This window comes from Isoptericola nanjingensis, from assembly GCF_050311635.1.
Classification (GTDB): domain Bacteria; phylum Actinomycetota; class Actinomycetes; order Actinomycetales; family Cellulomonadaceae; genus Isoptericola; species Isoptericola nanjingensis.
On the sequence record NZ_JBNOZL010000007.1, the window covers coordinates 359,672 to 385,401 of the forward strand.

Consider the following 25,730-nt stretch of genomic DNA (forward strand, 5'->3'; position numbering starts at 1 on the left):
GCGACGCCGGGCACGGTGGACCCGACGATCCCGCAGAATGGATCGGTGAGCTCCCCCCGACTGCCCCGCGTCCGTGCCTCCGAGCTGGTCGGCCGCGGCTGGCTCAACACCGGCGGCCGCGACGTCGCCCTCTCTGACCTGCGCGGCAAGGTCGTGGTCCTGGACTTCTGGACCTTCTGCTGCATCAACTGCCTGCACGTGCTGGACGAGCTGCGCGAGCTGGAGGAGCGGCACCGCGACGAGCTGGTGATCGTGGGCGTGCACTCGCCCAAGTTCGCGCACGAGGCCGACCCGGACGCGTTGGCCGCCGCCGTCGAGCGGTACGAGGTGCACCACCCGGTGCTCGACGACCCGGAGCTGGTGACCTGGGGCGCGTACACCGCCCGCGCCTGGCCGACGCTCGTCGTCGTCGACCCGGAGGGGTACGTCGTGGCGCAGATGGCCGGGGAGGGGCACGCGTCGGCGATCGAGGCGATCGTCGACGAGCTGGTCGCCGAGCACGACGCGAAGGGCACCCTGCACCGCGGCGACGGGCCGTACGTGCCGCCCGAGCCGACGTCGGGCACGCTGCGCTTCCCGGCGAAGGCGGTCGCGCTGCCGGGCGGGAACCTGCTCGTGGCCGACGCCGGGCACCACTCGCTGGCCGAGCTCGGGCCCGACGGCGAGACCCTCGTGCGGCGCATCGGCTCCGGCGAGCGCGGGCTCGCCGACTCCCGCGGCGACGCGGCCCCGGACGAGGCTCGGTTCAGCGAGCCGAACGGCCTGTGCCGGGTGCCGGACGAGCTGCGCCCCGCGCTCGGCTACGACGTGCTCGTCGCGGACACGGTGAACCACGCCCTCCGCGGCGTCGACCTCGCCACGGGGCGGGTGCGGACGGTGGCGGGCACGGGCGAGCAGTTCATGGTGGGCGGGCAGGAGAACGTCGTCGGGTCGACCGACGCGTTCGACCCGGCCACGGCCTACCCCGCCGCCTCCGTGCGCCTCAGCTCGCCGTGGGACGTCGCGTGGTCGCCGCGGCTGGGCGCGTTCGTCGTCGCGATGGCCGGGAACCACACGCTGTGGGCGTTCGAGCCGCTGGCGGGGACGGTCGCGCTGCTCGCCGGCACGATGAACGAGGGCCTGGAGGACGGCCCCGGCGCCGACGCCTGGTTCGCGCAGCCCTCCGGGCTGGCGCCGGCGACCGGTCCCGGCGCCGCCGACGCGATCTGGCTGGCGGACGCCGAGACGTCGGCCCTGCGCCGGGTGACGCCGGTCGACGACGGGTCGGTCGCCGTGACGACCGCCGTCGGGCAGGGGCTATTCGACTTCGGCCACCGCGACGGCGTTGCGGGCGAGGCGCTGCTGCAGCACCCGCTGGGCGTGGCGACGCTGCCCGACGGGAGCGTCGTCGTCGCCGACACGTACAACGGCGCGCTGCGGCGGTACGACCCGGCGGCGGACGTCGTGACGACGCTCGCCACCGGCCTCGCGGAGCCGAGCGACGTGCTGGTCGAGACGTCCGACGACGGCGTCCGCCTGCTCGTCGTGGAGTCCGCCGCGCACCGGCTGACACGGGTCGCGCTGCCGGCGGACGTCGCGGGCGAGGTGCTCGACGCCGGCGCGCACCGCGTGGCGCGCCCGGCGACGGAGGTCGCGCCCGGCGAGCTGCGCCTCGACGTGCCGTTCGTGCCCGCCCCGGGCCAGAAGCTCGACGACCGCTGGGGCCCGTCCACCGAGCTGCGGGTGAGCGCCACCCCGCCGGAGCTGCTGCTCGACGGCGCGGGCGACGGCGTCGACCTGGATCGCGTGCTGGTGCTCAACCCGGACGTCGCCGACGGCGTGCTGCACGTGACGGCCAAGGCCGCGTCGTGCGACGTCGTCCCCCTCGGCCCGGACGGCGAGCCCGACCCCGACGTCTTCCCCGCCTGCCACCTGGCGCAGCAGGACTGGGGCGTGCCGGTGCGCGTCACGCCCGACGGCGACGCCTCGCTCAGCCTGCCGCTGCGCGGCTGACCGGCGCGCCGTTCTCCGGCCGGTACGCCGGTCGCTAGCGACCCCGACGGAAATTCCGCGAGAGCACCTCGAGCGCCTGCGAGACCTCAGGCAGTCGGTGGGTGTCGTCGGGTCCGAGCGCGGCGACGAGTGCCTCGTCGATCCCGGCGGCGCGGACCTGGGCCACCCGTTCGGACGCCTGGGCGGCTTGGCGCACCAGGGCCCGTCGTCGGTCGCCCGGGTCGGTGACGGTCTCGATCGAGCCTGCCTCCCTGAGGCGGGCGACGGCCGAGGACACCTGGCTCTGCGGCAGTGCGGTGCGGGCAACGATCTCGCTGACGGTGGTGTCGGGGTGGTCGGCGATGTCGCTGGCCACGACGAGCACCGTGCGGTCGCTGCCCCCGCGGGCCGCGGTCCCGGCCGGGGGCGGTGGCAGGGCTTCTTCGCCGATCTTCATGAGGGTGCGTCCCAGCAGGAACAGCTCGACTCCGTTCACGAGAGGGACCCTACATCGAGGTGGATATATCTCTATTGATGCATCTATTTAGATGGACTATGGTGACGGAGGACGCGGCGCGAGGTCGCGACCAGAGGGAGCCACCCATGTTCGTCACCACCGGCACGCTCGACGTCCCCGGCGCAGCCCTGCACTACCAGGTCTGCGGCACGGGGCCGATGCTGCTGATCTCCCAGAGCGGCGAGGGCGACGCCGACCGCAGCCACGACCTCGTCGCCCGACTCGCCGACTCCTACGCCGTGGTCACCTACGACCGACGCGGGCTGTCCCGCAGCCGTCTGGTCGACCCCACCCGGGGCGCGACCATGGACGAGCACGCCGACGACGTCCATCGCCTGCTGGCGGCCCTCACCGACGAACCCGCGCTCATGCTCGGCTGCAGCCTCGGCGCCGTCATCGGCCTGCATGCCGCACTCGCGCACCCCGAACAGCTCCGGACGCTGGTGGCGCACGAACCCGTCGCCCCGGGTCTGCTGCCCGACGAGCTGCGCGCACGTCATGAGCTCGAGCTCGCCGAGCTCCAGGACCTGTACGCCCGGGCGGGCCTCGGCGCGACGCTGCCCGCGATCGCGAGGACCCTGGGCATCGACCCGACAGGAGCGGACCGCGAAGACGACCTGACGCCTCAGCCGATGACCGCGCAGCGCGTGACCAACTTCGACCACTTCATCCGCCACGACTTCAGCGCGATCGTCCACGACACGTTGGACACCGCGGCACTGAGGGACGTCAGCACGCGCATCGTGCCGGCCACCGGGCGCACCACGCCACGGACCGTCTTCGACCATCTCGCCGCCGCAGCACTGGCCACGCTGCTCGACCTCAGGTTGCAGGAGGCCCCCGGTGGTCACAACGGCAACACCACCCACCCGCGCGCCTACGCACGATGGCTCCGGGAGACGCTCGATCCCCTCGACCGACCGGTGGGCACCCGTCGGGGACCTGACGGGAGCGTCGGCCCTGACCCGGAACGAGTGTGCGTGGTGTCCTAGTGTTCCGGGCGTGACCGCACCGAGCTCCGCTGACGTCCTCGTCGCCGGCCCCGCGTCCTGGAACCGCATCGTGCACCTGGACGCGCTGCCCGATCCGACGCCCCACACCGTGTTCGCGCGCGGCGCGTACGACACGGTCGGCGGTACGTCCGCCGGCAAGGCGCTCAATCTCGCGAGCCTGGGCCGCGGCGTCGTGCTGCGCACCGTGCTCGGGGACGACGACGAGGGCGCGCGCGTGCGCGGCGTGCTCGCCGACGCGGGCGTGCGGGTCCTCGCCGAGCCGTCCCCGGACGGCCGCACGGAGAGCCACCTCAACCTCATGGACGCCAGCGGCGGTCGGCTGTCGGTCTACCTGCGCGCGCCCGGCGAGGTCCCCGCCGCGGGGCCCGGCTGGGACGCGACGCTCGCCGCCGTGGACGCCGCCGCGGCCGTCGTCGTCGACCTCGCCGCGCACTCCGTCCCCGTCCTGGTCGCGGCCGCCGAGCGGGGCCGCGACGTGTGGGTGGACCTGCACGACTACGACGGCACCACGGAGTTCCACCGCCCGTGGGCCGACGCGGGCACGCACGTGTTCCTCAGCTCCGACCGCCTGCCCGACCACCGGTCGTTCATGGCCGAGCGGCTCGACGCCGGGGCCCGGCTTGTGGTCTGCACCCACGGCGCGCGGGGCGCCACGGCCCTCACCGCGGACGGTTTCGTGGACGTCCCCGCCGAGCCGGTGGACGACGTCCTGGACACCAACGGCGCGGGCGACGGGTTCTTCGCCGGCTTCCTCGACGCCCACCTGCGCGGCGCGGACCTCGCCGAGGCGCTCGCGGCGGCCGCGGCCCACGCCGCGCGCGTGGTCCGCAGCCCAGGCCTGGCGCCCGCCGGCTGACCGGACGGCCGGGTCAGGCCAGGCCAGTGTCCCGCGCGACGATCGCCGCCTGCATCCGGGAGACCACGCCCAGCTTGGCCAGCACCCGGGAGACGTGGGTCTTCGCGGTGGCCTCGGTGATGACCAGCTCGGCCGCGATCCCCTGGTTGGACAGGCCGCGCCCCAACGCGCCGAGCACGTCGACCTCGCGCGGGGTGAGGTCGGCGAGGCGGGCGTCGGCGAGGTCCGGCGCCGCGCCGGGCGCGGGGTCGGCGGCGACGGTGGGCGTCGAGGTTCCCGCAAGCTGGGCGAGGACGCGCCGGGTCACCTCGGGCGCGAGGACGCCGTCCCCCGCCGCGACGCGGCGCACGGCGTCGAGCAGCGCGGCGGGCTCCGCCGTCTTGAGCAGGAACCCGGCGGCGCCTGCGCGCAGCGCGCCGTCCACGTACTCGTCCAGGTCGAACGTGGTGAGCACCAGGACGTCCGCCAGGCCCTGGGCGGCGATGGCGCGGGTGGCGGCGATACCGTCCGTGCCCGGCATGCGCAGGTCCATGAGCACGACGTCGGGCCGCAGCGCGCGGGCGTTGGTCACCGCCGCGTCCCCGTCGGCCGCCTCGCCCACCACCTCGACGTCGTCCGCCGCGTCCAGGAGCATCCGCAGGCCGGCGCGGATCGCGGCGTGGTCGTCGGCGATCAGCACGCGGACGACGGCGCCCGCCGCGCCGCCCCGGGTCGTTGGCGTCGTCATCCTCGGGTCCCCCTGTTCTCCCGACCGGCCTCCGCGCCGGCCGGCACCCGGGCGCGCACGGCCCAGCCGCCGTCGTCCGTCGCGGCGGCCTCGAAGGTGCCGCCCAGCGCCTCCGCGCGCTCGCGCATGGTGAGCATCCCGGTCCCGGCGCTGAGCGGCAGCCCGGCGGCGTCGACGAGTTCCCCCCGGCCCGCCGGAGGTGCGGCGTTCCGCACCCCCAGCACCACCGCGCCGCCGCGCGGTCGCGGCTCGCGGGCCAGCCGCACGGTCACCGCCGCCCCGGGCGCGTGCTTGCGCGCGTTGGTCAGGGCCTCCTGCGCGATGCGGTACAGGGCGTGCCCGACGGCGGCGGGCAGGTCGGCGCGGGCGATGCCGTCCGGGTCCTCGAACGTCACGACCGTGCCGTCCGCGCGGGCCGCGGCGAGCAGGTCGTCGAGGCGGTCGAGCCGCCCGGGCGCCGCGAGCGGGTCGCGCGGCGCGTCGGCGCGCAGCAGCTCGATCATGGACCGCATCTCCGTGAGGGACTCGACCGCGCTGGTGCGGACCTGCTCCAGCGCGCCGCGGTCGCGCGCAGCGTCCGGCGGGGTGCTGAGGGCCGCACCGGAGTGGATCGCGATGGTGGACAGGTGCGAGGCGATGACGTCGTGCAGGTCGCGCGCCATCGCCGCCCGCTCCGCGCGCACGGCCTCGTGCCGGTCGAGCTCGGCGATCCGTTCGAGGTCGGTGGCGCGCCTGCGCTCCAGCTCCGCGGTCCGCCGCGCCTCGTCCGCGCGGGACCGTTCCACGGCGGCCAGCTCGGACTTCTGCCGCACGTTGTCCGCCCACCACATCGGGACCAGCAGGATCGCGCTCAGGTTCAGGCCCGTCGTGACGAAGGCGCGCGCGTCGCGGGTCGCCTCGCCGGCGGCGACCGCCCCCGCGACGGTCAGCGCGACTGCCGTGCCCCACAGCCACCGGCGCGCCGTCGGGCCGGACCACATCGCTGCCGCGAACAGCAGGTCCCACAGCACGAGCAGGATCGCGAGGCTGCCGCCCCACGCCAGGTCCACCAGGGTGACGGCGACACCGCCGGCGAGCGCCAGCATCGGGCGAGAGCGCTTGACGAGCGTGAGGGCGCACCCGACGGCGAGGAGCGCGACCCGCCACCACGGCTCCGGCACCACCGCGCCGAGAGGGCCGCCACGGAAGAGGTCGACGAGCCCGACCTCCAGCAGGAGCCAGCCCAGCGCGAACAGGGTCAGCGCAGTGGCGACGTCGCCGCGCCGGTCGTCGCCGCCCCACACCCGCACGAGCCTCCCGAGGAGGGTGGGGGCGGTGCGGTCGGTCGTCACCGCACCATCCCAGCACAGGGAGCCCGACGGGGGATCGGTCGAAGGGTGTACCCCCGGTCGGCCGTGCAGGATCAGTCGTTCGGGCGACGACGGCCGCCGGGCCGGCCGCGAGGATCGTCGGCATGGACCTCATCGACCTCGGCGGGCTGGAAGGCGCGGGCCTCGGCGTGCTCGCGGGAGCGCTGGTCGTGCTGGCGCTGATCGACTCGACCAGCTTCGGCACCCTGCTCATCCCCGTGTGGCTGCTCATGGCGCCCGGTCGGCCCCGACCGGCGCGGCTGCTCGCGTACCTCGGAACGGTCGCGGGCTTCTACCTCGCGGTGGGGATCGCGGTGATGCTCGGGGCGGGTGCCCTGCTGGACCGGTACGGCGACGTGCTGGACTCGCGGCCGGTGATGCTGCTGCAGCTCGCCCTCGGCGTCTTCCTGTTCGCGATCAGCTGGCGTTTCGACGGCAAGAAGGCCGAGGCGCGGGCCGCGCGCCAGGGCGCGAAGCCCGGGCGGCTGGTGCGCTGGCGGGCACGGGCCATGGGGATCGAGTCGGCCGCGGGCGCCGAGAGCACCGCGAGCACCGCGGGCACGACGACGCCGGACGGCGCCGTGGCGGGCCTGCTGCCCGGGACCGTCCCGACGTCGACGGTCGCGGCACCGAACGCGTCGCTGCTGCCGCTGCTGGGGCTGGCGCTCGGCGCGGTGGCTCTCGAGGTGGGGACGATGCTGCCGTACCTGGCGGCGATCGGCCTCATCACGACGTCGGACCTCGGCACGGGCACGAGCGTCGGCGTCCTCGCCGCGTACTGCGTGGTCATGGTGCTGCCGGCGCTGCTCCTGCTGGGCGGGCGGCTCGCCGCAGCCCGGTTCGTCGAGCCGCTGCTGGCCCGGCTGGAGAGGTGGCTGTCCAGGAACGCCGCCGACCTCACGGGCTGGGCGCTCGGCATCCTCGGTGTGCTGCTGACGCTCAACGCCCTCGGCCGGCTCGGCTGGACGGGCTGATCAGGCCTCCAGCTCGTCCAGCACCCGCTGCAGGTTGGCGCGCGCAGTGCGCTGGTACCCGGCCACCCAGTCGCCGGAGTACCCGCGGGGCACGATCTCCACGACCAGGAGGCAGGCGAAGTACGCCCGGTAGAGGCGCAGGCGCTGCCAGGCGTCCGGGTCGCCCGAACCCGGCGTGCCGTGGCCGACGCCGAGGTCCCCGCCGGCGTCCCGGTAGCCGGCCAGCAGCTCCGCGTCCACGGCGCCGGCGCCGAGCTGGTCCGCGCCGACGAGCTCGAACACCGGGTCGCCCCACAGCGCCCGCTCGGCGTCGAACGCTCCGACCACCGTGCGGTCGGCGGGGTCGAGCAGCAGGTTGCCGGGCCACAGGTCGGCGTGCACGAGCCGCGGCGTCGTGACGGCGGCGAGCAGTTCGTGGTGCCGCTCGACGGCGGCCAGGAGCCGGCCGGCGGGCAGCTCGACGTCCCAGCGTGCGGCGTCGTCGAGGGCGGCGCGCACCATGCGCGCGAACGCCTCCGGCCAGGTGGCGGCGGCGAGGCCGGCCTCGGGCGCCGGGTAGCCGAACGGGTCGGGGGCGTCGTCGTCGCGGTCGAGGCGGTGCAGGCGGGCCATCAGGCCGCCCAGCGAGCGGCGGGCCCGGGCGGCGGTCGCCTCGTCCAGCTCGAGGGTGCTCCACAGGTCGCCGTCGAGGAAGGTCGTGACGAGCGCGTCGCCGTCCACGTGGGCGCGCGTCGTGTCGTGGTGCAGCACCCGTGGCAGGGGCAGGCCGGCGGCGTGGGCGACCCGGTCGACCGCCGCCTCCGTGCCGAGCACGCCGTGCTCGTAGCGCAGCAGGCGGGAGGTGTCCGCGCCGGTCACCTTCACGACCACCGTCCGCCCGTCGGCGAGGTCGGCGCGCACCACGCTCGCGAACAGGCCGCCGCTCAGCGGAGCCACGCGGCGCACGTCGCCGAGCGGCGCGAGCAGCGCGAGGACCTGCTCGTCGGTGACCGCCGCCTTGGTGAGCACGCGCGTGAGCGTAGCGGCCGGTCAGCCCGCGAGGAGCGCGGGCAGCTCGAGCAGCGAGTCGACGACGGTGGTGCGCGCCGCCTCGGGCCGCTCGGCGTGCAGGTACCCCCACGGGCCGCGGCGGACGAGGATCGGCATCATGCCGGCGTCGGCGGCAGGCAGGACGTCGTTGTCGAGGCGGTCACCGACGTACGCGATCTCGGCGGCGGGCACGCCGGAGAGCTCGGCGACCTTCGCGAAGAACCCCGGGTCGGGCTTCTGCACGCCCCACTCGTCAGAGGTGCGGATGGCGTCGACGGGCAGGTCCATCGCCTCGAGCGCGGCGCGCGCCTGCGGCGGCTGGTTCCCCGCGACGACGACGGCGAGCCCCGCGGCGCGCAGCGCGGCCAGCGCCTCGCGCACGTCGGGGTAGAGGTCGTCGGCGTCGAAGTTCTCCCGCAGGCCGGCCGGGTCGTCCGCCGCCCACCGCTCGATCTCCGCGGGGACGTCGAGGTCCGGGCGGACCATCTCGAACGCGTGCCGGTGCGACAGGTCGAGGGCCGCGCACCCGCCGAGGACGCCCAGGAACGTCAGGGCCGGCACGCCCAGGCGGTCGGCCCAGCGGGTCCAGATCCGGGTCTCGTCGATGAGGGTCTCGCCGACGTCGAACACCACCGCACGCACCATGCCCGTGACCCTATCGGGCACGCGCCCTGGCATCCTCCGCGCTGCCGGAGGACAGCCTGTTGTCAGCGTCCGTTCAGATCCTGCGGCTATCGTGCGGAGCATGGCTGAACCGCGCGAAGCCCAGGCAGTCCCCGTGACGCTGTCGACCGCCTCGGTGTATCCGCGCCGCGCGGCGTTCGCGTTCGAGGTGGCGGCCGAGCTGGGGTACGACGGCGTCGAGGTCATGGTGTGGTCCGACCCGGCCACGCAGGACCCGGCCCAGCTGCAGCGGCTGTCCGACGAGCACGGGGTGCCGATCCGGTCCGTGCACGCCCCGACGCTGCTGGTCAGCCAGCGGGTGTGGGGCCGGTCGCCGGCCGACAAGCTGCGCCGGGCCGTCGACATGGCGGGTGAGCTCGGCGCCCCGACCGTCGTGGTGCACCCGCCGTTCCGCTGGCAGTACAAGTACGCCCGGCAGTTCCAGGACCTCGTGCACGAGCTCAACGAGGCCAGCCTCCACCAGGACGACGGCGTCACCGTCGCGGTGGAGAACATGTACCCCTGGAAGCCGCGCTCCCGCGGCGACCGCGAGCTGAAGGCCTACCTGCCCGGCTGGGACCCGGCCGAACACGACTACGACGCCGTGACCCTCGACCTCTCCCACGCGGCGATCGCCCGTCAGGACGGGCTCGCGCTGGTGCACGGCTTCGGCGACAAGCTGCGGCACGTGCACCTCGCCGACGGGACGGCGTCCGGCCGCGACGAGCACATGGTGCCCGGCCGCGGCGACATGGCGTGCGACAAGGTGCTCGAGGAGCTGGCGCGGCGCGACTACGCGGGCGACGTCGTCGTCGAGATCTCCACGCGCAAGGCGCGCACCGCGAGCGAGCGGCACGCCGACCTGCAGGCCGCGCTGAAGTTCGCGCGGGCGCATCTCGCCCCGGTTCCGGAGCCGTACCAGCCGCCCCCGCCGGAGCACCACCACCTGCCTGCCGACGCCTGGTAGGCGCCGCCGGTCGTGGCGTCGCGGTGTCGTGGCGGCGCGGTCAGGCCACGGCGACGCGGGCGCCGACGGCGCGCAGCACGAACGCCTCGGTGGCGCGGATCGCGCGCTCCCGTGCGGCGGGGTCGTCCGGGATGAGCCTGCCCGACAGGCACGCGTTGACGAGCTGCACGGTCGGCTCGATGTCCTGCTCGGGGAACTCGCCCTCCGCGATCCCCGCGCGCAGGATGCGCTTGAGGATCGACTCGACGATCTCGGCGTGCTCGCGCAGCCGCGCCTGCGTGGTGCGCGAGAGCACGGTGCGCAGGTCCGGGCCGGGCGCGAGGTGGAAGACGCGGGTGAGCTGGGCCTGCTGACGGATGTACGTCCGGAGCTGTTCGACGGGGTCGGCCACCTCGGCGAGCGCCCGCTCCAGGGTCTGCGCGTACTGCTCGGTCTCGTGGGTGATGAACCCGAGCAGCAGGGCTTCCTTGTCGGGGAAGTGGTTGTAGACCGCGGTGCGACCGACGCCGGCCGCCGTCGCGATGTCGGCCAGCGTCACGGAGTCGAACCCTCGCTCGGACATCAGCGTCGAGAGGGCGGTGAACAGCTTGTGCCGGGTCATCTGGCGGTGCTCGTGCAGGCTCTTCCCGATGATCTTGGGCATGCTGACATCATAGGCATCCGTTGTCAGCACCTCTGGACGCTAGGGTGCGGTTGTGACCGACCCCACCGCTCAGCCAGACGGCATCGTCCCCGACACCAAGGACTGGACCTGGGTGCTGGAGCGCCCCTGTCCGGACTGCGGCTTCGCGGCCTCCGAGATCGCGCCGTCCGACGTCGGGCCGGCCGTCCGCGAGACGTTGCCGCGCTGGCGCGTGGCCCTCGCCCGCCCCGACGTCGCCGCGCGGCCCCGCCCCGAGGTCTGGTCGACGCTCGAGTACGCCGCCCACGTGCGCGACGTCTTCCGCATCTTCGACGAGCGCCTCGCGCTGATGCTCGCCGAGGACGACCCGGCGTTCGCGAACTGGGACCAGGACGTGGCCGCCCTCGACGGCGACTACGCCCACCAGGACGTCGCGACCCTGGTCGCCGAGCTCGACGCCGACGGTGCCGCCGTCGCCGCGGCGTTCGACGCCGTCGCGCCGGGCGAGGAGGGGCGCACCGGGCGCCGGTCCAACGGCTCGGTCTTCACCGTCCGCACGCTGGGGCAGTACTTCCTGCACGACGTCGTGCACCACCTGCACGACGTGCGCGCCTGACGGACCTCGTCTCGCGTCTGCGCAGGTCACACGTTCGCAACACGGTCGTGACACGCAGGTGACGGCGGGGCCGGTACGGTCCGCGCCATGGCCAGGGTCCCGGCGCTCGTCCCCGCGGAGCACACCTCCGACCACGTGCTCGTCGTGCCACGTCCGGCCGGCGACGGCGGCGGCCCGGGCCACGACCTGCCCGAGCTGGCTGCGGCCTGGTTCGACGACGTCGGCTGGCTGACCCCGCCGTCCGCCGCCGGACCGTCCCGGACCGGCGGCGGGGCGCGGTTCCACGGGGTGCGGGCCGCGGCCCGGCCGTCCGCGGGGGTGCTGCGGCTCGGCGAGGAGCACCGGGCCACGGGGCCCTTCCCTCTCGACGCCGACGCGGCCGCGGCGCTGGGGTGCGCGCACCCGGCCGAGGCCTGGGCGCTGGGCCGCGCGGACGGCGCGCTCGACGTCCGGGGCGGCCGGCCCGGCGTGCACGACGACCGCGACGGGATCGCGCGGGCGTTCGCCGCGGCGCTGCCCGTGGGGGAGGAGCTGCGCGTCGTCGGCTGGGCGGTCGCGGTCGCCCGACGCGCGTCGGGGCTGCTGCTCGCCGACGGCCGGCAGGTGCTGCACCCCGACCCCGGCGCCGCCGTCGACCTGGCGGTCTGGCCGGCCCGCCCGGTGCCCGCCGGGGAGCTGCTCGAGGTGGTGCGGGCCGTGGTCGCCACCTCGACCCTCGAGGCGGTGCCGGGCGGCCCCGGCCACCGGGTGCTCGCCCGCACGCCGTACGACGGCGACCTCGTGGTCACCCAGGAGGCGGCGGGCCGGCTGCCGCGCGCGCTCGCGGACCGGTCGTGGCCCGACGAGGTTCCCGCGACGGTCGTCCGCCTGGCATGGCGGCCGCAGGACCCGTACGAGCTGGGGGTCTCCGACCCGTCGGGGCTGCACGTGATCGCCCGGGACCGTGCGCGTGCCCTGCTGGCGCGGGCCGCGACGCTGCTGCACGGCCGGGCGGGCGGCGCCGTCGTCGACGACGCGGGCTTCGAGGTCACGGCGCCCGAGCTGGAGCTGCGGCGAGCGGCCCCGACGCCGGGCGCGCGCGCCTGGGTGTGAGGCGGGGTCGTCCACAGCCCCTGTCCACAGCCCCTGTCCACAGGGCGGGGTGGACGGTGGTGCGCTCTCCCGTGGCGCTTCACCTGCGACGTTCCACGGTGGAACGGTGTGAGGGCGCTCGCCGGGGGCCGTACGGAGGTGCGGGGCCGGCGGGACCCGATGCCCGCGGAAACCGCGAGATCCTGCGGGTCGCGCGACGGTCCGGGCGGTGTGGGGTCAGGCCGGTGAGGGGCGGTCCGTGGTCCCGGCGGGCGGGTGGGGGCGTGTCGCGCCCGGCGCGTCGTCCACAAATTTCTTCCACAGGCCTGTGGGTGACGTGGGGAATCCGTGGGTCACCCTGTGGACGAGCCTGTGGCCGGAGGATCCACCCGGAAAACCTGCTCCACACCCCTTGCACCGCATCCGTAGCAGGTCTAGAAACGTGCGTACCGGTCTTGCGGAGATCGGGTCGGAGATCACCTGAGAAGGTGGTCGCCCGCCCGCTCCACGGGACACGGTCGACCGGAGAACGACGGGCCGTCCCGTACCGCGGTGCGGGTTGTGGGTGACGACACAGGTGTCTGTACGGGGCCGGAAGACCACCCGCGTCCGGCTGTTCGTGGAGAACGGGTTCTGCAGAGGCGACGACGCACCAGGCCTCGACGGGACACGGCGAGCGGTCGGGGTCGTGACGTCGCCACGGCACCCCTGGTCCCCGGGACCGTCGACCAGGGGTACGCGGTTCTCTCCGAGGCCCCCCGGCCGCCCCGGGGGGCCTCGGCACGTCCGGACCGCGTGCTCTCGCCGTCGCGCCGCGCGGCCTACGCTCGGGCCATGAGCAACCTCGAGACCCGCCCGGCCGAGCGCATCTGCACCGCCGGCGACCGCCCGGCCGGCGTCGAGCTGCTGACCGCCCGCGACGTCCCGCTCGGCGGTCCCCGCGCGATGACCGTGCGGCGCACCATCCCGCAGCGGCAGCGCTCGCTGGTCGGCGCCTGGTGCTTCTGCGACCACTACGGGCCGGACGACGTGTCGGCGTCCGCGGGCATGCAGGTGCCGCCGCACCCGCACATCGGGCTGCAGACCGTCTCGTGGTTGTTCGCGGGCGAGATCCTGCACCGCGACTCGGTGGGCTCCCTGCAGACGGTGCGGCCCGGGGAGCTCAACCTCATGACCGCGGGCGTCGGCATCTCCCACTCGGAGGAGTCGCCCGCCGAGGGCCGCCCGCCCCAGCTGCACGGCGTCCAGCTGTGGACCGTGCTGCCCGAGGCCGACCGGACCTCCGCGCCGCACTTCGAGCACCACGGCGACCTCCCGGTCGCGACGCCGGGCGGCGCACGCGTGCAGGTGTTCATGGGCGGGCTCGAGGTCGCGGGGAAGCGGCTGGTGTCCCCGGCCCGCACGTACACGCCGATCGTCGGCGCCCAGCTGGACCTGCCCGCGGGCGGGAGCGTCACGCTGGGGACGGACCCGGGCTTCGAGCACGCCCTGCTCGTCGACGCCGGAGACGTCACGCTCGAGGGCGAGACCGTGCCGCCCGCCGCGCTCGGCTACGTGGCCCCCGGCCGCGAGAGGCTGGTCGTGACGGCGGGCGCCACGCCCGTGCGCGCCGTCCTCATCGGCGGCGAGCCGTTCACCGAGGACGTCGTCATGTGGTGGAACTTCGTGGGCCGCACGCACGACGACGTGGCGCGGGCCCGCGCGGACTGGATGGCGCAGGTCGCGGACTCCGGCGAGGGCACCCCGACCCGGTACGCCGACGGCGCCGCGGGCCGCCGGTTCGGCGAGGTGCACGGGTACGCGAGCGGCCCGCTGCGCGCGCCGGTGCTGCCCGACGTGCGGTTGCGGCCGCGCACCCGTCGCTGACGCGCCGACGGGCGTCGGGTCAGGTCCGGGGGAACGTCACGCGCACCTTCGCGACACCGTCGGACGTGGAGCGCACGGTGAGGCGCATCGCGCCGGAGCGGGTGGTGAACGACGAGCCCTCGCGCAGGTTCGAGCGCCGGGCGGACTCCTTGCCCATCGGCACGATCAGGTGCTCGCCGGGATAGGCCCAGGTCGATCCCCGCCACCCGAGACGGCTCACGGTGACGCCGTACGAGACCGTGTAGTCGCTCGCCACCCGCCACGGCATGCCGCCGAGGTACCGGTACGTGGCCCCCGACGGGCGGCGGAGCTCCACGTAGTAGTACTGCCCGGTCTTCGGGTCGACGGCGCGCAGCAGCGTGGGCCGGCTGGTGCTGCGGTGCCGGGCGTCGAGCGTGACGGTGCGGGCGCCGCCCTTCCTCGTGACGGTCACGACGTCGGACGACGGGAGCACGCCCAGGCGCTTCTTCTGGGCGCCCGACAGCGGGGCGGTGCCGACGGCGGCGAAGTCGGCACCCATGAGGTCCATCGGGTCGAGCCCCTCGACCGCACCGCAGCGGGAGGACGTGAAGGTGCGGTCCGGGACGTCCCCCGTGCACCAGCCGACGCCCGAGTGCTCCAGGCCCATGTTGTGGCCGAGCTCGTGCGCCAGCGTGGACACCGCCGTCGCGTACTGCGGGTGCGTGAATCGGGAGCTGCGGGCCGCACCGCCCGGGCCGCCGAACAGGGAGAACGACCAGCCGCCGGGGTTGTCCCGGCTCGCCTTGCTCGGCAGCGAGCCGAGCCCGAGCGTGCCGCCGCAGGTCTCCGACTCGCGCGAGCCGCCGGGGTAGTCGCCCCGGAGGTACGGGAAGAGCACCACGAGGTGCTCGCGCGTGCCCGGGCCGCGGGTCGTGGAGTCCCACCACCCGGCGCCGTAGTGCGCGCGCCCGCCGCGCTTCACCTGCGTGAGGATGCGGCCGGTCGTGGTGCACCGGCCGTCGCCCGTGTCGACGCGCTCGACCGCCGAGGAGCGCACGAACCTGACCCGGCCGCCCGACTGCTCCGACCAGTACGCCGACACCTTCGCGAGCAGGGCGTCCACGTCGGCGTCCCGCACCAGCCGCGCCGCCCGGGTCTTCGACATCCAGCGCGGCGTCGCGACCGCGACGTCCACCCGGTGCACCGTGCGGTCCGTCCGGGCGCGGAGGGCGGTGCCTGCGAGGTCCGGCCGGGTGACGGCCGACTGCCAGCGCACCGTGTCGTCGACGACGTCGCCCGGCGGGGCGTCGTCGATGCCGGGGGTGTCCGCCACGGCGCTCGGGACCGCGGCGCTCGGGACGACGGCGGCTGCCGTCGCCGGGGCGCCGACGGCCGCGAGCGGCTCCGCCAGCAGCGCGGCGGTGACGAGGGCGACGACGGTGATCGCGCGTGCCTGCATGGTTCCCCCCGGGCTCCGGATGCGCGCCGGGCGGGCGCGATCGGCACGAGCAGCGTAGGCACCGGTCCTGTCGTGCCGCCCGTGGGACCGGGGGTGAGGTGCGTCGGTCAACGGGTGAAATCGTCGCCCAGGGCGCTCACCCGAGGCGCAGCTCGACCACCGGCACGGCCTGCAGCCAGTCCGCCTCGCCCCGCTCGCGGGCAAGGGGCTCGGCCCACTCGGCGAGGACCGGGCCGAGCTGCGCCCACGGCCCGGGGTGCGCGTCGGTGTACGCGCGCAGGACGGCGGCGCCGTCGTCCGGGTCCAGCACGACGGCGCGGGACCGGACGTCGCGCCGCGTCCCGATCGACACGAGCACGCGCGGGTCGGCCTGCACGTTGCGGAACCACTGCGACCGCGGCCCGAGCCCGGCGACGACGACGGCGCGGTCCGGCGCCGGCCGCGCGACAACCTCGAGCACGACGTACCGCCGCTCCCCGCTGCTGCGCCCGCGGTGCTGCATCATCAGCAGCCGTCCGCCGGCGAGGAAGCCCAGTCCCGCCCGGAACAGGCCGATCGGAGCGCGCACGAACCAGCGGGTGTGCAGCATGCGGGACGCGAGACTCATGCCCGCGAACGTATCGTCGCCGTCCGTCGTCGTCCCGTCGGCGCGGCAGTTCGGGCTCACGGCGGCAGCTCGAACTGCCGTCGTGAGCACAGAGTGCCGCGCCGAGCATCCGGTCGGGGAACGACGAAGGCCCGGACCGAACGGTCCGGGCCTCGCGGTGGAGCGGGTGACGGGAATCGAACCCGCGCTGTCAGCTTGGGAAGCTGAAGTTCTACCATTGAACTACACCCGCGCAGCAGCACCCTGACGGTGTGCGCGCCCCGATCATACCCAACCGGGGGTGATGCTCCGAACCGGTGGCCGGCACGCCGCGGACGGCGTGCCGGCGGCGGTGTCAGAGCGGGCGGATGTTCGACGCCTGCATGCCCTTGGGACCCTGCGTGACGTCGAACTCGACCTGCTGGCCCTCGTTGAGGGAGCGGAAGCCGTCCGCGACGATGGCGCTGTAGTGCGCGAACACGTCGGCGGTGCCGTCGGAGGGGGCGATGAAGCCGAAGCCCTTCTCCTCGTTGAACCACTTCACAGTTCCGGTGGTCATGGTGTCTTCTCTCGTTGATGCGACGGACCCGCGAACCGGGGTCCGGTCGTCGCACCCGGGCGGGTGCGGACGGTGTGGGCGCGGGCTCGGCGAGCACGCGGGACGCCGTGGCGGGACGGGGCGCGCAGCCCCGTCGCCTCGGCGAGGGTGGGGACGACGGCGACGGGCCGCGAGAAGCGGTCGTGCACGTGATAGCCGTCCGGGAGTCGGGTGATCATGCCCCCGTACTCGCCGTCGACCGTCGCGACCCACAGGTCGTCGTCGGCCCGGCGCCACACGGGGGTAGGTCGGGTGCTGCCCTCCGCCGCGGATGCGGACGTGGGCCTTGCGATGGTGGAAGAAGTGATGCTCTCTGCTCTGCTCTCGTTCCGCGCGACCCGGTGTTCGTCGGGCGGAGATCGTCGTGGACGGCGGTTCGCCGTCGGCGCGCGGACCTGGCTTCGATGCGAGGTACCGAAGAGTGCCGGGGTCGGATCCCGCGGCGTGCGCGGCCTCCATGGTACACGAGGCGCGGCCGGGCTCCGGCGCCGGACGACGGGGCACCCGCCCGCCGACGCGACTACCGTGTCCCCGTGCTGCTCTCCGACCGCGACATCCGGGCCGAGCTCGACGCCGGGCGGGTCGTCCTCGACCCCTACGACCCGACGATGCTCCAGCCCTCCAGCATCGACGTCCGCCTCGACCGGTACTTCCGGCTGTTCGACAACCACAAGTACCCGTTCATCGACCCGTCGCAGGAGCAGCCCGAGCTCACGCGCCTCGTCGAGGTGTCGCCGGACGAGCCGTTCGTGCTGCACCCCGGCGAGTTCGTGCTGGGGTCCACGTTCGAGTCGGTGACGCTGCCGGACGACGTCGCGGCGCGGCTCGAGGGCAAGTCGTCGCTCGGCCGGCTGGGACTGCTCACGCACAGCACGGCCGGGTTCATCGACCCCGGCTTCTCGGGGCACGTCACGCTCGAGCTGAGCAACGTCGCGACGCTGCCGATCACGCTGTGGCCGGGCATGAAGATCGGCCAGATGTGCTTCTTCCGCCTGTCGTCGCCGGCGGAGCACCCGTACGGCTCGGACGCGTACGGCTCGCGGTACCAGGGGCAGCGCGGTCCGACGGCGAGCCGGTCGTGGCAGTCGTTCCACCGGAGCGAGGTCTGAGCGCCGCGCGCGGACGCGGCACCGGGGCGCCTGACGGGCCGTTCCGCGACGGGGCGGGACGTCGCTACGCTCGGTCCCGCCGCGCCGGCACCGGCGCGCCCCGGTCCCGGAAGGAGATCCGCCAAGTGGCCCAGAACCAGCCCGCACTGCCGCCGCTGCCCCAGGTGGCGGCGCAGGGTCATCAGGCGCGTCACCTGCTGGGGGTGCCGTCGGACGTCGTCGTCGACGAGATCGAGGTCCTCGCGATGTCGCGGTTCGTCGGCACACGCTGGGACGTGGTCCCGGCGGACCTGCCCGGCGCGGACGTCCCCGTGGGCCGCATGGCGAACCCGGGGGAGCCCGGGGTGCTGCGGCTGTCGCGGCACAGCGTCGTCTCCGGCCCGTACGCGCCGTCGGGCAAGGGTGTGGACGCGGGCCTGCCGGGCGGGACCGCGTTGGTGTTCGACGTCGTGTGCCCGCGCGAGCGCTGGGACGACGCGGCCCGCTTCGGCGGCGACCGCGACGGCCTCGGGCGGGCGTTCCCCGCGGCGCTGCCGAACCGCGAGGAGGAGCGGGTCGTCTCCTGGCTGCTCCAGGCGGCGCGCCGGCTGGGCGGCTCGGTGCGGCTCGACGTCGCGGGCGCGTGGGACGACGCGGACGGCGGCCGACGCGCGGCCGGCCCGGGCGTCGTGCTGACCCCCGACCCCGACCGGGCGGTGGACCTCACGGTGTACTCCGACATCTGGCTGGACCCGCAGGCCGCGCACCGCGTGCTGCAGGCCACGCACCCGCGGGTGCGGCTCGCGACGGAGGGCCGGCCGTACCAGGGCCCGCCCGCGGGGATCGCGGACCGGCCCCTGTACCCGGGCGAGCCGCTCGACCCCGAGGTGCGCAAGGCGATCCACGAGCGTGCCGACGACGTCGACATCGAGGCCCTGCAGGCGCCGATGGTGCTCGACGCGTACGGCCTGACGACCGACCTCGGCCTCGACGGCTCCGTCACCGTCGAGGTGATCGGCGACGAGACGCTGCCCCTGCTGGTGCGCGAGCTGCCGTGGGCCGCCGCGGGCGCCGTCTGCTACCACGTGCGCTGGGACCCGCCGGACCTGTACGAGGCGAACCAGGAGTTCCCGCAGGCGGCGCACGTCGTCGCCCGCCGGCGTGCCGCCGACCTCGTCGGGAAGATGGCGGTGGCGATCCACGCCGCCGTGGGCGGCGAGATCGCGGACGAGGCCGATTTCCTGCTGGCCCCCGAGGACCTGTAGGGCCGGCGTCGAGCGCGACCCAGGTCACACCGGCGTGTCATCTCGTCAGCGTCGGACCATCGCTCGATGCCGGTAAAGTAAAGCCGACGCCCCGCCCCTCGACCGGACGGAGTGCTGTGCTCTCAGTGCTGCTCTTCACCTTCCTGCTGGCCCTCGCGGCGCCGGCTCTGGTGGCGTGGGTGGGCAGGAGAGCCTTCTGGGTGCTGGCCCTCGGGCCTGCGTCGGCCGCCGCGTACGCGCTGGCGATGACCCCCCGGGTGACGGCGGGAGACTTCCCGACCACCGAGGTGCCCTGGGTGCCCGGCCTGCACCTGTCGATCACGCTGCAGCTCGACACGCTCGCGTGGTTCATGCTGCTCGTGGTGGGCGGCGTGGGTGCCCTGGTGCTGCTCTACTGCTCCGCCTACTTCGCCCGCGACGCCCTCGGCCTCGGCCGGTTCGCCGCCGTGCTCACGGCCTTCGCCGCCGCCATGGTCGGCCTCGTCGTCGCCGACGACCTGCTGCTCCTGTTCGTGTTCTGGGAGCTCACCACCGTCTTCTCCTACCTGCTGATCGGCCACTACGCCGACCGCAAGGCGTCCCGCCGCGCGGCCATGCAGGCGATCGTGGTGACGACGGCGGGCGGTCTGGCCATGCTGGTGGGGCTCATCATCCTCGGCGTCGTGGGCGACACCTGGCGCGTCTCGGAGCTGGTCGCGGACCCGCCGTCGGGCACCGCGGTCACGTGGGCGGCGGTCTGTCTGCTCGCGGGCGCCGCGACGAAGTCCGCCCTCATCCCGTTCCATTTCTGGCTCCCCGCGGCGATGGCAGCCCCGACGCCGGTGTCCGCGTACCTGCACGCGGCGGCCATGGTCAAGGCGGGTGTCTACCTCGTGGCGCGCTTCGCCCCGGCGTTCGCCGACCTGCCCGTCTGGCGCTGGCTGGTGCTGGTCCTGGGCGGCGGCACCCTGCTGCTGGGCGGCTACCAGGCGCTGCGGCAGCACGACCTCAAGCTCGTGCTCGCGTTCGGCACGGTCTCCCAGCTCGGCCTGATCGTGCTGCTCCTGGGGCTCGGGAGCAAGGCGCTGGCGCTCGCCGGCCTCGCGATGCTCGGGGCGCACGCCATGTTCAAGGCGGCGTTGTTCCTCGTCGTCGGCGCGGTCGACGTCGCCACCGGCACCCGCGACCTGCGCAAGCTGTCCGGGCTGTGGCGCACGATGCCGTTCACCACCGTCGCGGGCGTGCTCGCGACCGCCTCCATGATCGGCTTCCCGCCGTTCGCCGGGTACGTCGCCAAGGAGGCCGCGCTCGAGGGGCTCTGGCACGACGTCACCCACGGCGCCGGGGCGGTCGAGTGGATCGCGCTCCTCGCGGTGGCCGTCGGCTCGGCGCTGACCGTGGCGTACGGCCTGCGGTTCGCGTGGGGCGCGTTCGGGACCAAGCGGCGCCCGGGCGCCGCCGCGGCCGCCGCCGTGGGCGACACCCCGACGACGCGCGACGCCGCGGCGGAGCCCGCGCCCGCGACGCCGGTGCGCCGCCAGCCGTGGCTGCTCGTCACGCCGCCGCTCGTGCTCGCGGTCCTCGGCCTGGCGGTCGCGCTCGCCCCCGCGACGGGGGAGCGGCTGCTGGCCCCGTACGCGGACCGCTACCCGGGCGGCGAGCCGGGCCACCTCGTGCTGTGGGGCGGCTTCACCCCGGTCCTCGCCATCACCGTGCTGGTGCTGCTCGCCGGCTTCGTCCTCTTCTGGCAGCGCGCCCGCGTGGAGAAGGCCCAGGACTTCCTGTGGTCCCCGCGCTCCGCCGAGGTCACCTACCGGCGCACGATGCGCCGCCTGGACGACCTGGCGGCCGACGTCACCGCCGCCACCCAGCGCGGTTCGCTGCCCGTCTACCTCGGCGTGATCCTCGTGGTCCTCGCCGTCGCGCCCGGCATGGTCCTCGCGTCGGGGATGGTCGGCGGCCACCCGCAGGTGGAGCTCGTGCTGTGGGACCGCCCCGCCGACGCCGCGGTCGTCGCCGTCGTCGTCGTCTCCTGCGTGCTCGCCGCCCGCGCCCGCCGACGTCTCAAGGCCGTCCTCCTGGTGGGCGTCGCCGGGTACGCCAACGCGACCCTGTTCATGCTGCACGGCGCCCCCGACCTCGCCCTCACCCAGGTGCTGTGCGAGACGATCACGCTGGTCGTCATGGTGCTGGTGCTGCGCCGCATGCCCCCGTACTTCACCGACCGGCCGCTCGCCGCCAGCCGCTGGCTGCGGCTCGCGCTGGCCGTCGTGACCGGCGCCGTCATGATGGCGTTCACCGTCGCCGCGCCGCTGGTGCGCGTCGCCGAGCCGATCAGCACGCACTTCCCCGACGAGGCCTACACGTGGGGCGGCGGCAAGAACATCGTCAACGTGACCCTGGTCGACATCCGCGCCTGGGACACCGTCGGCGAGATCTCCGTGCTGCTCGTCGCGGCGACCGGAGTCGCGTCGCTCATCTTCCTGCGGCAGCGCAGCGGCGAGGTGCTGCGGCTGTCCCGCGTGGACGAGGTCAGCCGGTCCGACCCGCACACGCGCCGCGTGTGGCTCGCCGCGGGCAGCACGCTGGAGCCCGAGCGCCGGTCCGTGCTGTTCGAGGTCGTCACCCGCGTGATCTTCCACGCCATGATCGTCTTCGCGCTGTTCCTGCTGTTCAGCGGGCACAACGCGCCCGGCGGCGGCTTCGCGGCGGGGCTCGTGGTGGGCATCGCGTTCGCCGTGCGGTACCTCGCGGGCGGGCGGTACGAGCTGGGCGAGGCCGCGCCGGTCAACCCCGGCGTGCTGCTCGGCACCGGCCTGTTCCTCTCCGCCGGCGTGGGCCTCGCGACGCTCGTCGCCGGGCAGGAGGTGCTGCAGAGCACGATCGTCGACCTGCACTTCCCGGTGCTCGGCGAGGTGCACCTCGTGACCTCGCTGTTCTTCGACATCGGCGTGATGCTCGTCGTCGTCGGCCTGGTGCTCGACCTGCTGCGCACGCTCGGCGCCGAGATCGACCGCCAGGACCCGCGGCCCGCCCGCGAGGAGGTGTCCGCGTGATCGTCCTCGAGAACACGCCGCCGGCGATCCTCGTGCTGGCCATCGGCGTCCTGTTCGCCACCGGCGTCTACCTGCTGCTGGAGCGCCCGCTCACCCGGGTGCTGCTCGGCTTCGTCCTCATCGGCAACGGCGTCAACCTCATGCTGCTGGTCATGGGCGGGCGCTCCGGCGCGTCGCCGATCATCGGCAACGCGCCGGACGGCGTGCGCATGAGCGACCCGCTCGCGCAGGCGATGGTGCTCACCTCGATCGTCATCACGCTCGCGCTCACCGCGTTCGTGCTGGCCATGGCCTACCGGTCGTGGCAGCTGCACGGCCACGACGAGGTCGCGGACGACGTCGAGGACCGGCGCGTCGCCCGGCACGCGGCGCTCAACGCCCCCGCGTTCGAGGACGCGGACGACACCGAGCCGGACCGGACGCTCGACGAGGAGGCCGCCGACGTGTACGACGACGTCGACGACAGCGACGACGGGCCCGACGACGGTCACGCCGACCGTCACGCCGACCGTCACGCCGACCGTCACAAGGAGCGCCCGTGATGCCCTGGGACTCCGCCACGCTGGTGCCGCTGCCCGTCATGGTGCCGCTCTTCGCGGCCGGACTGACGCTCGCCCTGCACCGGTACGCCCGCGTGCAGCGCATCATCAGCGTCACCGCGCTCGCCGCCGCCCTTGCGGCGTCCGTCGGCCTGCTGGTCGCCGCGGACGGCGGGCCGATCGTCGTCGAGGTCGGCAGCTGGGCCGTCCCCGTCGGCATCGACCTCGTGGCCGACCGCATCTCCGCGGTGATGCTCACCGTCTCGTTCGTGATGCTGCTCTGCGTGCTCCTGTACTCCCTGGGCCAGGGCGTGCCCGAGGGGGAGGACGACCCGGGCACGACGCGCGGCGACATGATCCCCGTCGCGATCTTCCACCCGACGTTCCTCATCCTGGCCGCCGGCGTCGCGAACGCGTTCCTCACCGGCGACCTGTTCAACCTCTACGTCGGGTTCGAGATCCTGCTCGCGTCGTCCGCGGTGCTGCTCACCCTGGGTGGCACGGCCGAGCGCATCCGCGCCGGGTCGGTGTACATCATCGTCACGCTGGTCTCGTCGACGCTGTTCCTCAGCGCCATCGCGCTCATCTACGGCGCCACGGGCACCGTGAACATGGCGCAGCTCGCGGAGCGGCTGCCGGAGATCGACCCGACCGTGCGCACGGCGCTGCAGCTCCTGCTGCTGCTCGCGTTCGGCATCAAGGCCGCCATCTTCCCGCTGTCCGCCTGGCTGCCGGACTCGTACCCGACGGCGCCCGCGCCGGTCACCGCCGTGTTCGCGGGCCTGCTCACCAAGGTGGGCGTGTACTCCATCCTGCGCACGCAGACGCTGCTGTTCCCGGACAACCCCACCGTGGACCAGGTGCTCATGGTCCTGGCGCTGCTCACCATGGTCATCGGGATCCTGGGTGCCGTGGCGCAGAACGACGTGAAACGTCTGCTGTCGTTCACGCTGGTCAGCCACATCGGCTACATGATCTTCGGCATCGCGCTCGCCACCGAGGCGGGCACGGCCGCGGCCATCTACTACGTGGTGCACCACATCTCCGTCCAGACGGCCCTGTTCCTCGTGGTGGGCCTCGTGGAGTGGCGGGGCGGGTCGACGTCGCTCGACCGGCTCGGCGGCCTCGCCAAGCTCGCCCCGGGGCTCGCGGTGCTGTTCTTCGTGCCCGCGCTCAACCTGGCGGGCATCCCGCCGCTGTCCGGGTTCCTCGGCAAGGTCGGGCTGCTCACGGAGGGCGCGACCGTGGGGACCGGGCTGGCGTGGGTGCTCGTCGTCGGGTCGGTCGTGACGTCGCTGCTCACCCTCTACGCGGTGGTCAAGGCGTGGAACAAGGCGTTCTGGCAGGCGCCGTCGGAGGAGATCGAGTCCGACGTCCCGCTGCCGCGCGGCATGGTGCTGCCCACCGGCGCGCTCGTCGCGTTCGGCCTGCTGCTCACGGTCGTCGCCGGCCCGCTCTACGGGTACGCCGAGCGCGCCGCCACCGCGTCGATGGACGGCCACACCTACGTGGACGCCGTCTTCCCCGACGGGGCGGACCGCGGCCGGGGCGAGTCCGTCGTCGTGGGCGACGACGGCGACGAGGCGCAGGGATCGGCACAGGGGGGTGGGCACGGATGAGCCCGCAGTCGCGCCGACCCGCCTATCTGCTGCGGCGGCTGGGCTCGCAGTGGCACGCGCTCCTGCTGCTCACCGTCGTGTGGGTGCTGCTGTGGGGCGACCTGTCATGGGCCAACGTCATCGCCGGCGCCGTCATCGCCGGAGCGGTGGTCACGATGTTCCCGCTGCCGGCCATCGACATGCGCGGCACGGTGCGGCCGTGGCGGACCGTGGTCCTCGCGGCGAGGTTCGTCTCCGACCTGTTCGTCGCGTCGTTCGAGGTGGCGTGGAAGGCGGTCCGGCCGGGCCCGACGCCGCACGGCGCCATCGTCGCCGTCCGCCTGCGCAACCCCGAGGACGCGTACCTCACCATCACGGCCGTGATGTCGTCGCTGGTGCCGGGGTCGCTGGTCGTCGAGGCGCGCCGCAGCACCGGCGTCGTCTACCTGCACGTGCTCGACATCGACGCGTCCGGCGGCGCGGAGGCCGTGCGCCGCGACACGCTGGCGCTCGAGGAGCGGGTGCTGCGGGCCTTCGCCAGCGACGCCGTGCTGTCCCGGTGCGGCCTGGCGCCCGGGCGAGGGGAGGACGCATGATGCTCGCCGCCGTGATCGCGGCCGCCGTGCTCGTGGCCGTCGCCGCGCTGCTCGCGCTCGTGCGTGTGGAGCGGGGCCCGTCGATGCTCGACCGGGCGGTCGCGCTGGACACGCTCACCGTCACCCTGGTGTGCGCCATCGCGATCGAGGCCATCTGGTCGCGGCGCACGGAGACCATCCCGATCCTCGTCGCGCTGTCGATGGTGGGCTTCGTGGGCTCGGTGACGATGGCCCGGTTCGCCGCGAAGGAGCCGGAGGGCGAGGGCCGCGTGCGCACGCGCGAGGAGGTCGCCGCCCAGGCGCGCGCCGCCGACGTGCCGCGCGGGGAACAACGGCACGAGCAGCGCGACGGGGCGCGCGTCGATGCCGAGGACGACGCCGAGAGCGCGGAGGGTGGCCAGCGATGACCCACGTCGACCCGGGGGTGTGGACGACGGTCGCCGACACCGTCGCCGCGGTCTGCCTGCTCGCCGGCGCGTTCCTGACGCTCGGCGCCGGGCTGGGCCTCGTGCGCTTCCCGTCCCTGCTGGCCCGCATGCACACCGTCACGAAGCCGCAGGTGCTGGGCCTCATCCTCCTGCTCACGGCGCTCGCGCTCCGGGTGCGCAGCTGGTCGGCCGTCGCGATGCTCGTGCTGGTCGTCGCGTTCCAGCTCGTCACGTCGCCCGTCGCCGCGCACATGGTGGGCCGCGCGGGGTTCCGCACGGGCAAGGTCGACCCCGACGACCTGCGCCCCAACGAGTTCGGCGAGCCCGACTGACCCG

The 25,730-nt window shown here is 74.7% G+C and carries 25 protein-coding genes and 1 tRNA gene; 16 read left to right on the top strand and 10 right to left on the bottom strand.

Annotated elements, in window-relative coordinates; translation table 11 throughout:
• Nucleotides 1-45 precede the first annotated feature (45 nt).
• A complete protein-coding gene (locus ACQP6G_RS16105; RefSeq protein WP_429765727.1) occupies nucleotides 46-1,992 on the top strand; it encodes an NHL domain-containing thioredoxin family protein in 1,947 nt (648 codons plus the stop codon).
• A 34-nt stretch (nucleotides 1,993-2,026) separates the two neighbouring features.
• Here the strand turns inward: ACQP6G_RS16105 and ACQP6G_RS16110 are convergent, their stop codons facing one another.
• The gene (locus tag ACQP6G_RS16110; RefSeq protein ID WP_429765729.1) at nucleotides 2,027-2,467 is read right to left on the bottom strand and encodes a MarR family transcriptional regulator; all 441 of its coding nucleotides are present in this window, start codon (nucleotides 2,465-2,467) and stop codon (nucleotides 2,027-2,029) included.
• 107 nt (nucleotides 2,468-2,574) lie between these two features.
• On the opposite strand from ACQP6G_RS16110, the gene ACQP6G_RS16115 reads away from it, so the two are divergent.
• Both ACQP6G_RS16115 and ACQP6G_RS16120 read left to right on the top strand, forming a co-directional pair.
• Complete coding sequence (locus tag ACQP6G_RS16115) at nucleotides 2,575-3,480, top strand: alpha/beta fold hydrolase (protein ID WP_429765730.1); 906 nt, start codon at nucleotides 2,575-2,577, stop codon at nucleotides 3,478-3,480.
• A 10-nt stretch (nucleotides 3,481-3,490) separates the two neighbouring features.
• Nucleotides 3,491-4,357, top strand: a complete 867-nt coding sequence (locus ACQP6G_RS16120) for a carbohydrate kinase family protein (protein ID WP_429765732.1) — start codon at nucleotides 3,491-3,493, stop codon at nucleotides 4,355-4,357.
• A 13-nt stretch (nucleotides 4,358-4,370) separates the two neighbouring features.
• On the opposite strand, the gene ACQP6G_RS16125 is transcribed toward ACQP6G_RS16120, so the two are convergent.
• A complete protein-coding gene (locus tag ACQP6G_RS16125) occupies nucleotides 4,371-5,084 on the bottom strand; it encodes a response regulator (protein ID WP_429765733.1) in 714 nt (237 codons plus the stop codon).
• Complete coding sequence (locus tag ACQP6G_RS16130; RefSeq protein ID WP_429765734.1) at nucleotides 5,081-6,415, bottom strand: sensor histidine kinase; 1,335 nt, start codon at nucleotides 6,413-6,415, stop codon at nucleotides 5,081-5,083. Before ACQP6G_RS16130 ends, ACQP6G_RS16125 begins: the two co-directional genes overlap by 4 nt.
• 122 nt (nucleotides 6,416-6,537) lie before the next feature.
• On the opposite strand from ACQP6G_RS16130, the gene ACQP6G_RS16135 reads away from it, so the two are divergent.
• Complete coding sequence (locus ACQP6G_RS16135; protein WP_429765736.1) at nucleotides 6,538-7,407, top strand: GAP family protein; 870 nt, start codon at nucleotides 6,538-6,540, stop codon at nucleotides 7,405-7,407.
• Here ACQP6G_RS16135 and ACQP6G_RS16140 read toward each other — a convergent pair whose 3' ends face one another.
• Nucleotides 7,408-8,415, bottom strand: a complete 1,008-nt coding sequence (locus ACQP6G_RS16140) for a phosphotransferase family protein (protein ID WP_429765738.1) — start codon at nucleotides 8,413-8,415, stop codon at nucleotides 7,408-7,410. It lies immediately after the preceding gene.
• 21 nt (nucleotides 8,416-8,436) lie between these two features.
• Nucleotides 8,437-9,081, bottom strand: coding sequence for an HAD family hydrolase (locus tag ACQP6G_RS16145; RefSeq protein WP_429765739.1), 645 nt, complete (start codon nucleotides 9,079-9,081; stop codon nucleotides 8,437-8,439).
• Between the two features lie 100 nt (nucleotides 9,082-9,181).
• Here ACQP6G_RS16145 and ACQP6G_RS16150 point away from each other — a divergent pair, with 100 nt between their 5' ends.
• Nucleotides 9,182-10,066 carry a sugar phosphate isomerase/epimerase family protein gene (locus tag ACQP6G_RS16150; RefSeq protein ID WP_429765741.1) on the top strand — a complete coding sequence of 295 codons (885 nt, stop codon included), beginning with the start codon at nucleotides 9,182-9,184 and terminating at the stop codon, nucleotides 10,064-10,066.
• Between the two features lie 40 nt (nucleotides 10,067-10,106).
• Here ACQP6G_RS16150 and ACQP6G_RS16155 read toward each other — a convergent pair whose 3' ends face one another.
• Nucleotides 10,107-10,709, bottom strand: coding sequence for a TetR/AcrR family transcriptional regulator (locus ACQP6G_RS16155; RefSeq protein WP_429765743.1), 603 nt, complete (start codon nucleotides 10,707-10,709; stop codon nucleotides 10,107-10,109).
• A gap of 52 nt (nucleotides 10,710-10,761) precedes the next feature.
• Between ACQP6G_RS16155 and ACQP6G_RS16160 the strand changes: the two genes are divergently transcribed.
• The 3 genes from ACQP6G_RS16160 (at nucleotide 10,762) to ACQP6G_RS16170 (ending at nucleotide 14,241) form a co-directional block, all read left to right on the top strand.
• A complete protein-coding gene (locus ACQP6G_RS16160; RefSeq protein WP_429765744.1) occupies nucleotides 10,762-11,304 on the top strand; it encodes a DinB family protein in 543 nt (180 codons plus the stop codon).
• A gap of 87 nt (nucleotides 11,305-11,391) precedes the next feature.
• Nucleotides 11,392-12,396, top strand: coding sequence for a hypothetical protein (locus ACQP6G_RS16165; RefSeq protein WP_429765746.1), 1,005 nt, complete (start codon nucleotides 11,392-11,394; stop codon nucleotides 12,394-12,396).
• 813 nt (nucleotides 12,397-13,209) lie between these two features.
• Nucleotides 13,210-14,241: a pirin family protein gene (locus tag ACQP6G_RS16170; protein ID WP_429765748.1), complete on the top strand. Its 1,032-nt coding sequence runs from the start codon at nucleotides 13,210-13,212 to the stop codon at nucleotides 14,239-14,241.
• 19 nt (nucleotides 14,242-14,260) lie between these two features.
• On the opposite strand, the gene ACQP6G_RS16175 is transcribed toward ACQP6G_RS16170, so the two are convergent.
• The 4 genes from ACQP6G_RS16175 to ACQP6G_RS16190 all read right to left on the bottom strand — a co-directional run bounded on the left by ACQP6G_RS16175 (nucleotide 14,261) and on the right by ACQP6G_RS16190 (nucleotide 16,806).
• Complete coding sequence (locus ACQP6G_RS16175; RefSeq protein ID WP_429765750.1) at nucleotides 14,261-15,661, bottom strand: metallopeptidase domain-containing protein; 1,401 nt, start codon at nucleotides 15,659-15,661, stop codon at nucleotides 14,261-14,263.
• Nucleotides 15,662-15,797: 136 nt separating this feature from the next.
• Nucleotides 15,798-16,268: a nitroreductase family deazaflavin-dependent oxidoreductase gene (locus tag ACQP6G_RS16180; RefSeq protein ID WP_429765751.1), complete on the bottom strand. Its 471-nt coding sequence runs from the start codon at nucleotides 16,266-16,268 to the stop codon at nucleotides 15,798-15,800.
• A gap of 158 nt (nucleotides 16,269-16,426) precedes the next feature.
• Nucleotides 16,427-16,500: transfer RNA gene (locus ACQP6G_RS16185), tRNA-Gly, on the bottom strand.
• A 102-nt stretch (nucleotides 16,501-16,602) separates the two neighbouring features.
• Nucleotides 16,603-16,806: a cold-shock protein gene (locus ACQP6G_RS16190; protein ID WP_429765752.1), complete on the bottom strand. Its 204-nt coding sequence runs from the start codon at nucleotides 16,804-16,806 to the stop codon at nucleotides 16,603-16,605.
• Nucleotides 16,807-17,378: 572 nt separating this feature from the next.
• Between ACQP6G_RS16190 and dcd the strand changes: the two genes are divergently transcribed.
• The 8 genes from dcd (at nucleotide 17,379) to mnhG (ending at nucleotide 25,726) form a co-directional block, all read left to right on the top strand.
• Nucleotides 17,379-17,954, top strand: a complete 576-nt coding sequence (gene dcd / locus ACQP6G_RS16195) for a dCTP deaminase (protein WP_429765754.1) — start codon at nucleotides 17,379-17,381, stop codon at nucleotides 17,952-17,954.
• Between the two features lie 125 nt (nucleotides 17,955-18,079).
• The gene (locus ACQP6G_RS16200) at nucleotides 18,080-19,198 is read left to right on the top strand and encodes a hypothetical protein (RefSeq protein ID WP_429765756.1); all 1,119 of its coding nucleotides are present in this window, start codon (nucleotides 18,080-18,082) and stop codon (nucleotides 19,196-19,198) included.
• Between the two features lie 116 nt (nucleotides 19,199-19,314).
• Complete coding sequence (locus ACQP6G_RS16205) at nucleotides 19,315-22,233, top strand: Na+/H+ antiporter subunit A (protein WP_429765758.1); 2,919 nt, start codon at nucleotides 19,315-19,317, stop codon at nucleotides 22,231-22,233.
• Nucleotides 22,230-22,775 (top strand): Na(+)/H(+) antiporter subunit C, encoded by a 546-nt coding sequence (locus ACQP6G_RS16210; protein WP_429765760.1) that lies wholly within the window; start codon nucleotides 22,230-22,232, stop codon nucleotides 22,773-22,775. The genes ACQP6G_RS16205 and ACQP6G_RS16210 overlap by 4 nt, the downstream gene beginning before the upstream one ends.
• Complete coding sequence (locus tag ACQP6G_RS16215) at nucleotides 22,775-24,391, top strand: Na+/H+ antiporter subunit D (protein WP_429765761.1); 1,617 nt, start codon at nucleotides 22,775-22,777, stop codon at nucleotides 24,389-24,391. Before ACQP6G_RS16210 ends, ACQP6G_RS16215 begins: the two co-directional genes overlap by 1 nt.
• The gene (locus ACQP6G_RS16220; protein ID WP_429765762.1) at nucleotides 24,388-24,966 is read left to right on the top strand and encodes a Na+/H+ antiporter subunit E; all 579 of its coding nucleotides are present in this window, start codon (nucleotides 24,388-24,390) and stop codon (nucleotides 24,964-24,966) included. The genes ACQP6G_RS16215 and ACQP6G_RS16220 overlap by 4 nt, the downstream gene beginning before the upstream one ends.
• Nucleotides 24,963-25,373 (top strand): MrpF/PhaF family protein, encoded by a 411-nt coding sequence (locus tag ACQP6G_RS16225; RefSeq protein WP_429765765.1) that lies wholly within the window; start codon nucleotides 24,963-24,965, stop codon nucleotides 25,371-25,373. The genes ACQP6G_RS16220 and ACQP6G_RS16225 overlap by 4 nt, the downstream gene beginning before the upstream one ends.
• Nucleotides 25,370-25,726 (top strand): monovalent cation/H(+) antiporter subunit G, encoded by a 357-nt coding sequence (gene mnhG, locus ACQP6G_RS16230; protein ID WP_429765766.1) that lies wholly within the window; start codon nucleotides 25,370-25,372, stop codon nucleotides 25,724-25,726. Before ACQP6G_RS16225 ends, mnhG begins: the two co-directional genes overlap by 4 nt.
• The last annotated feature ends 4 nt before the right edge of the window (nucleotides 25,727-25,730 follow it).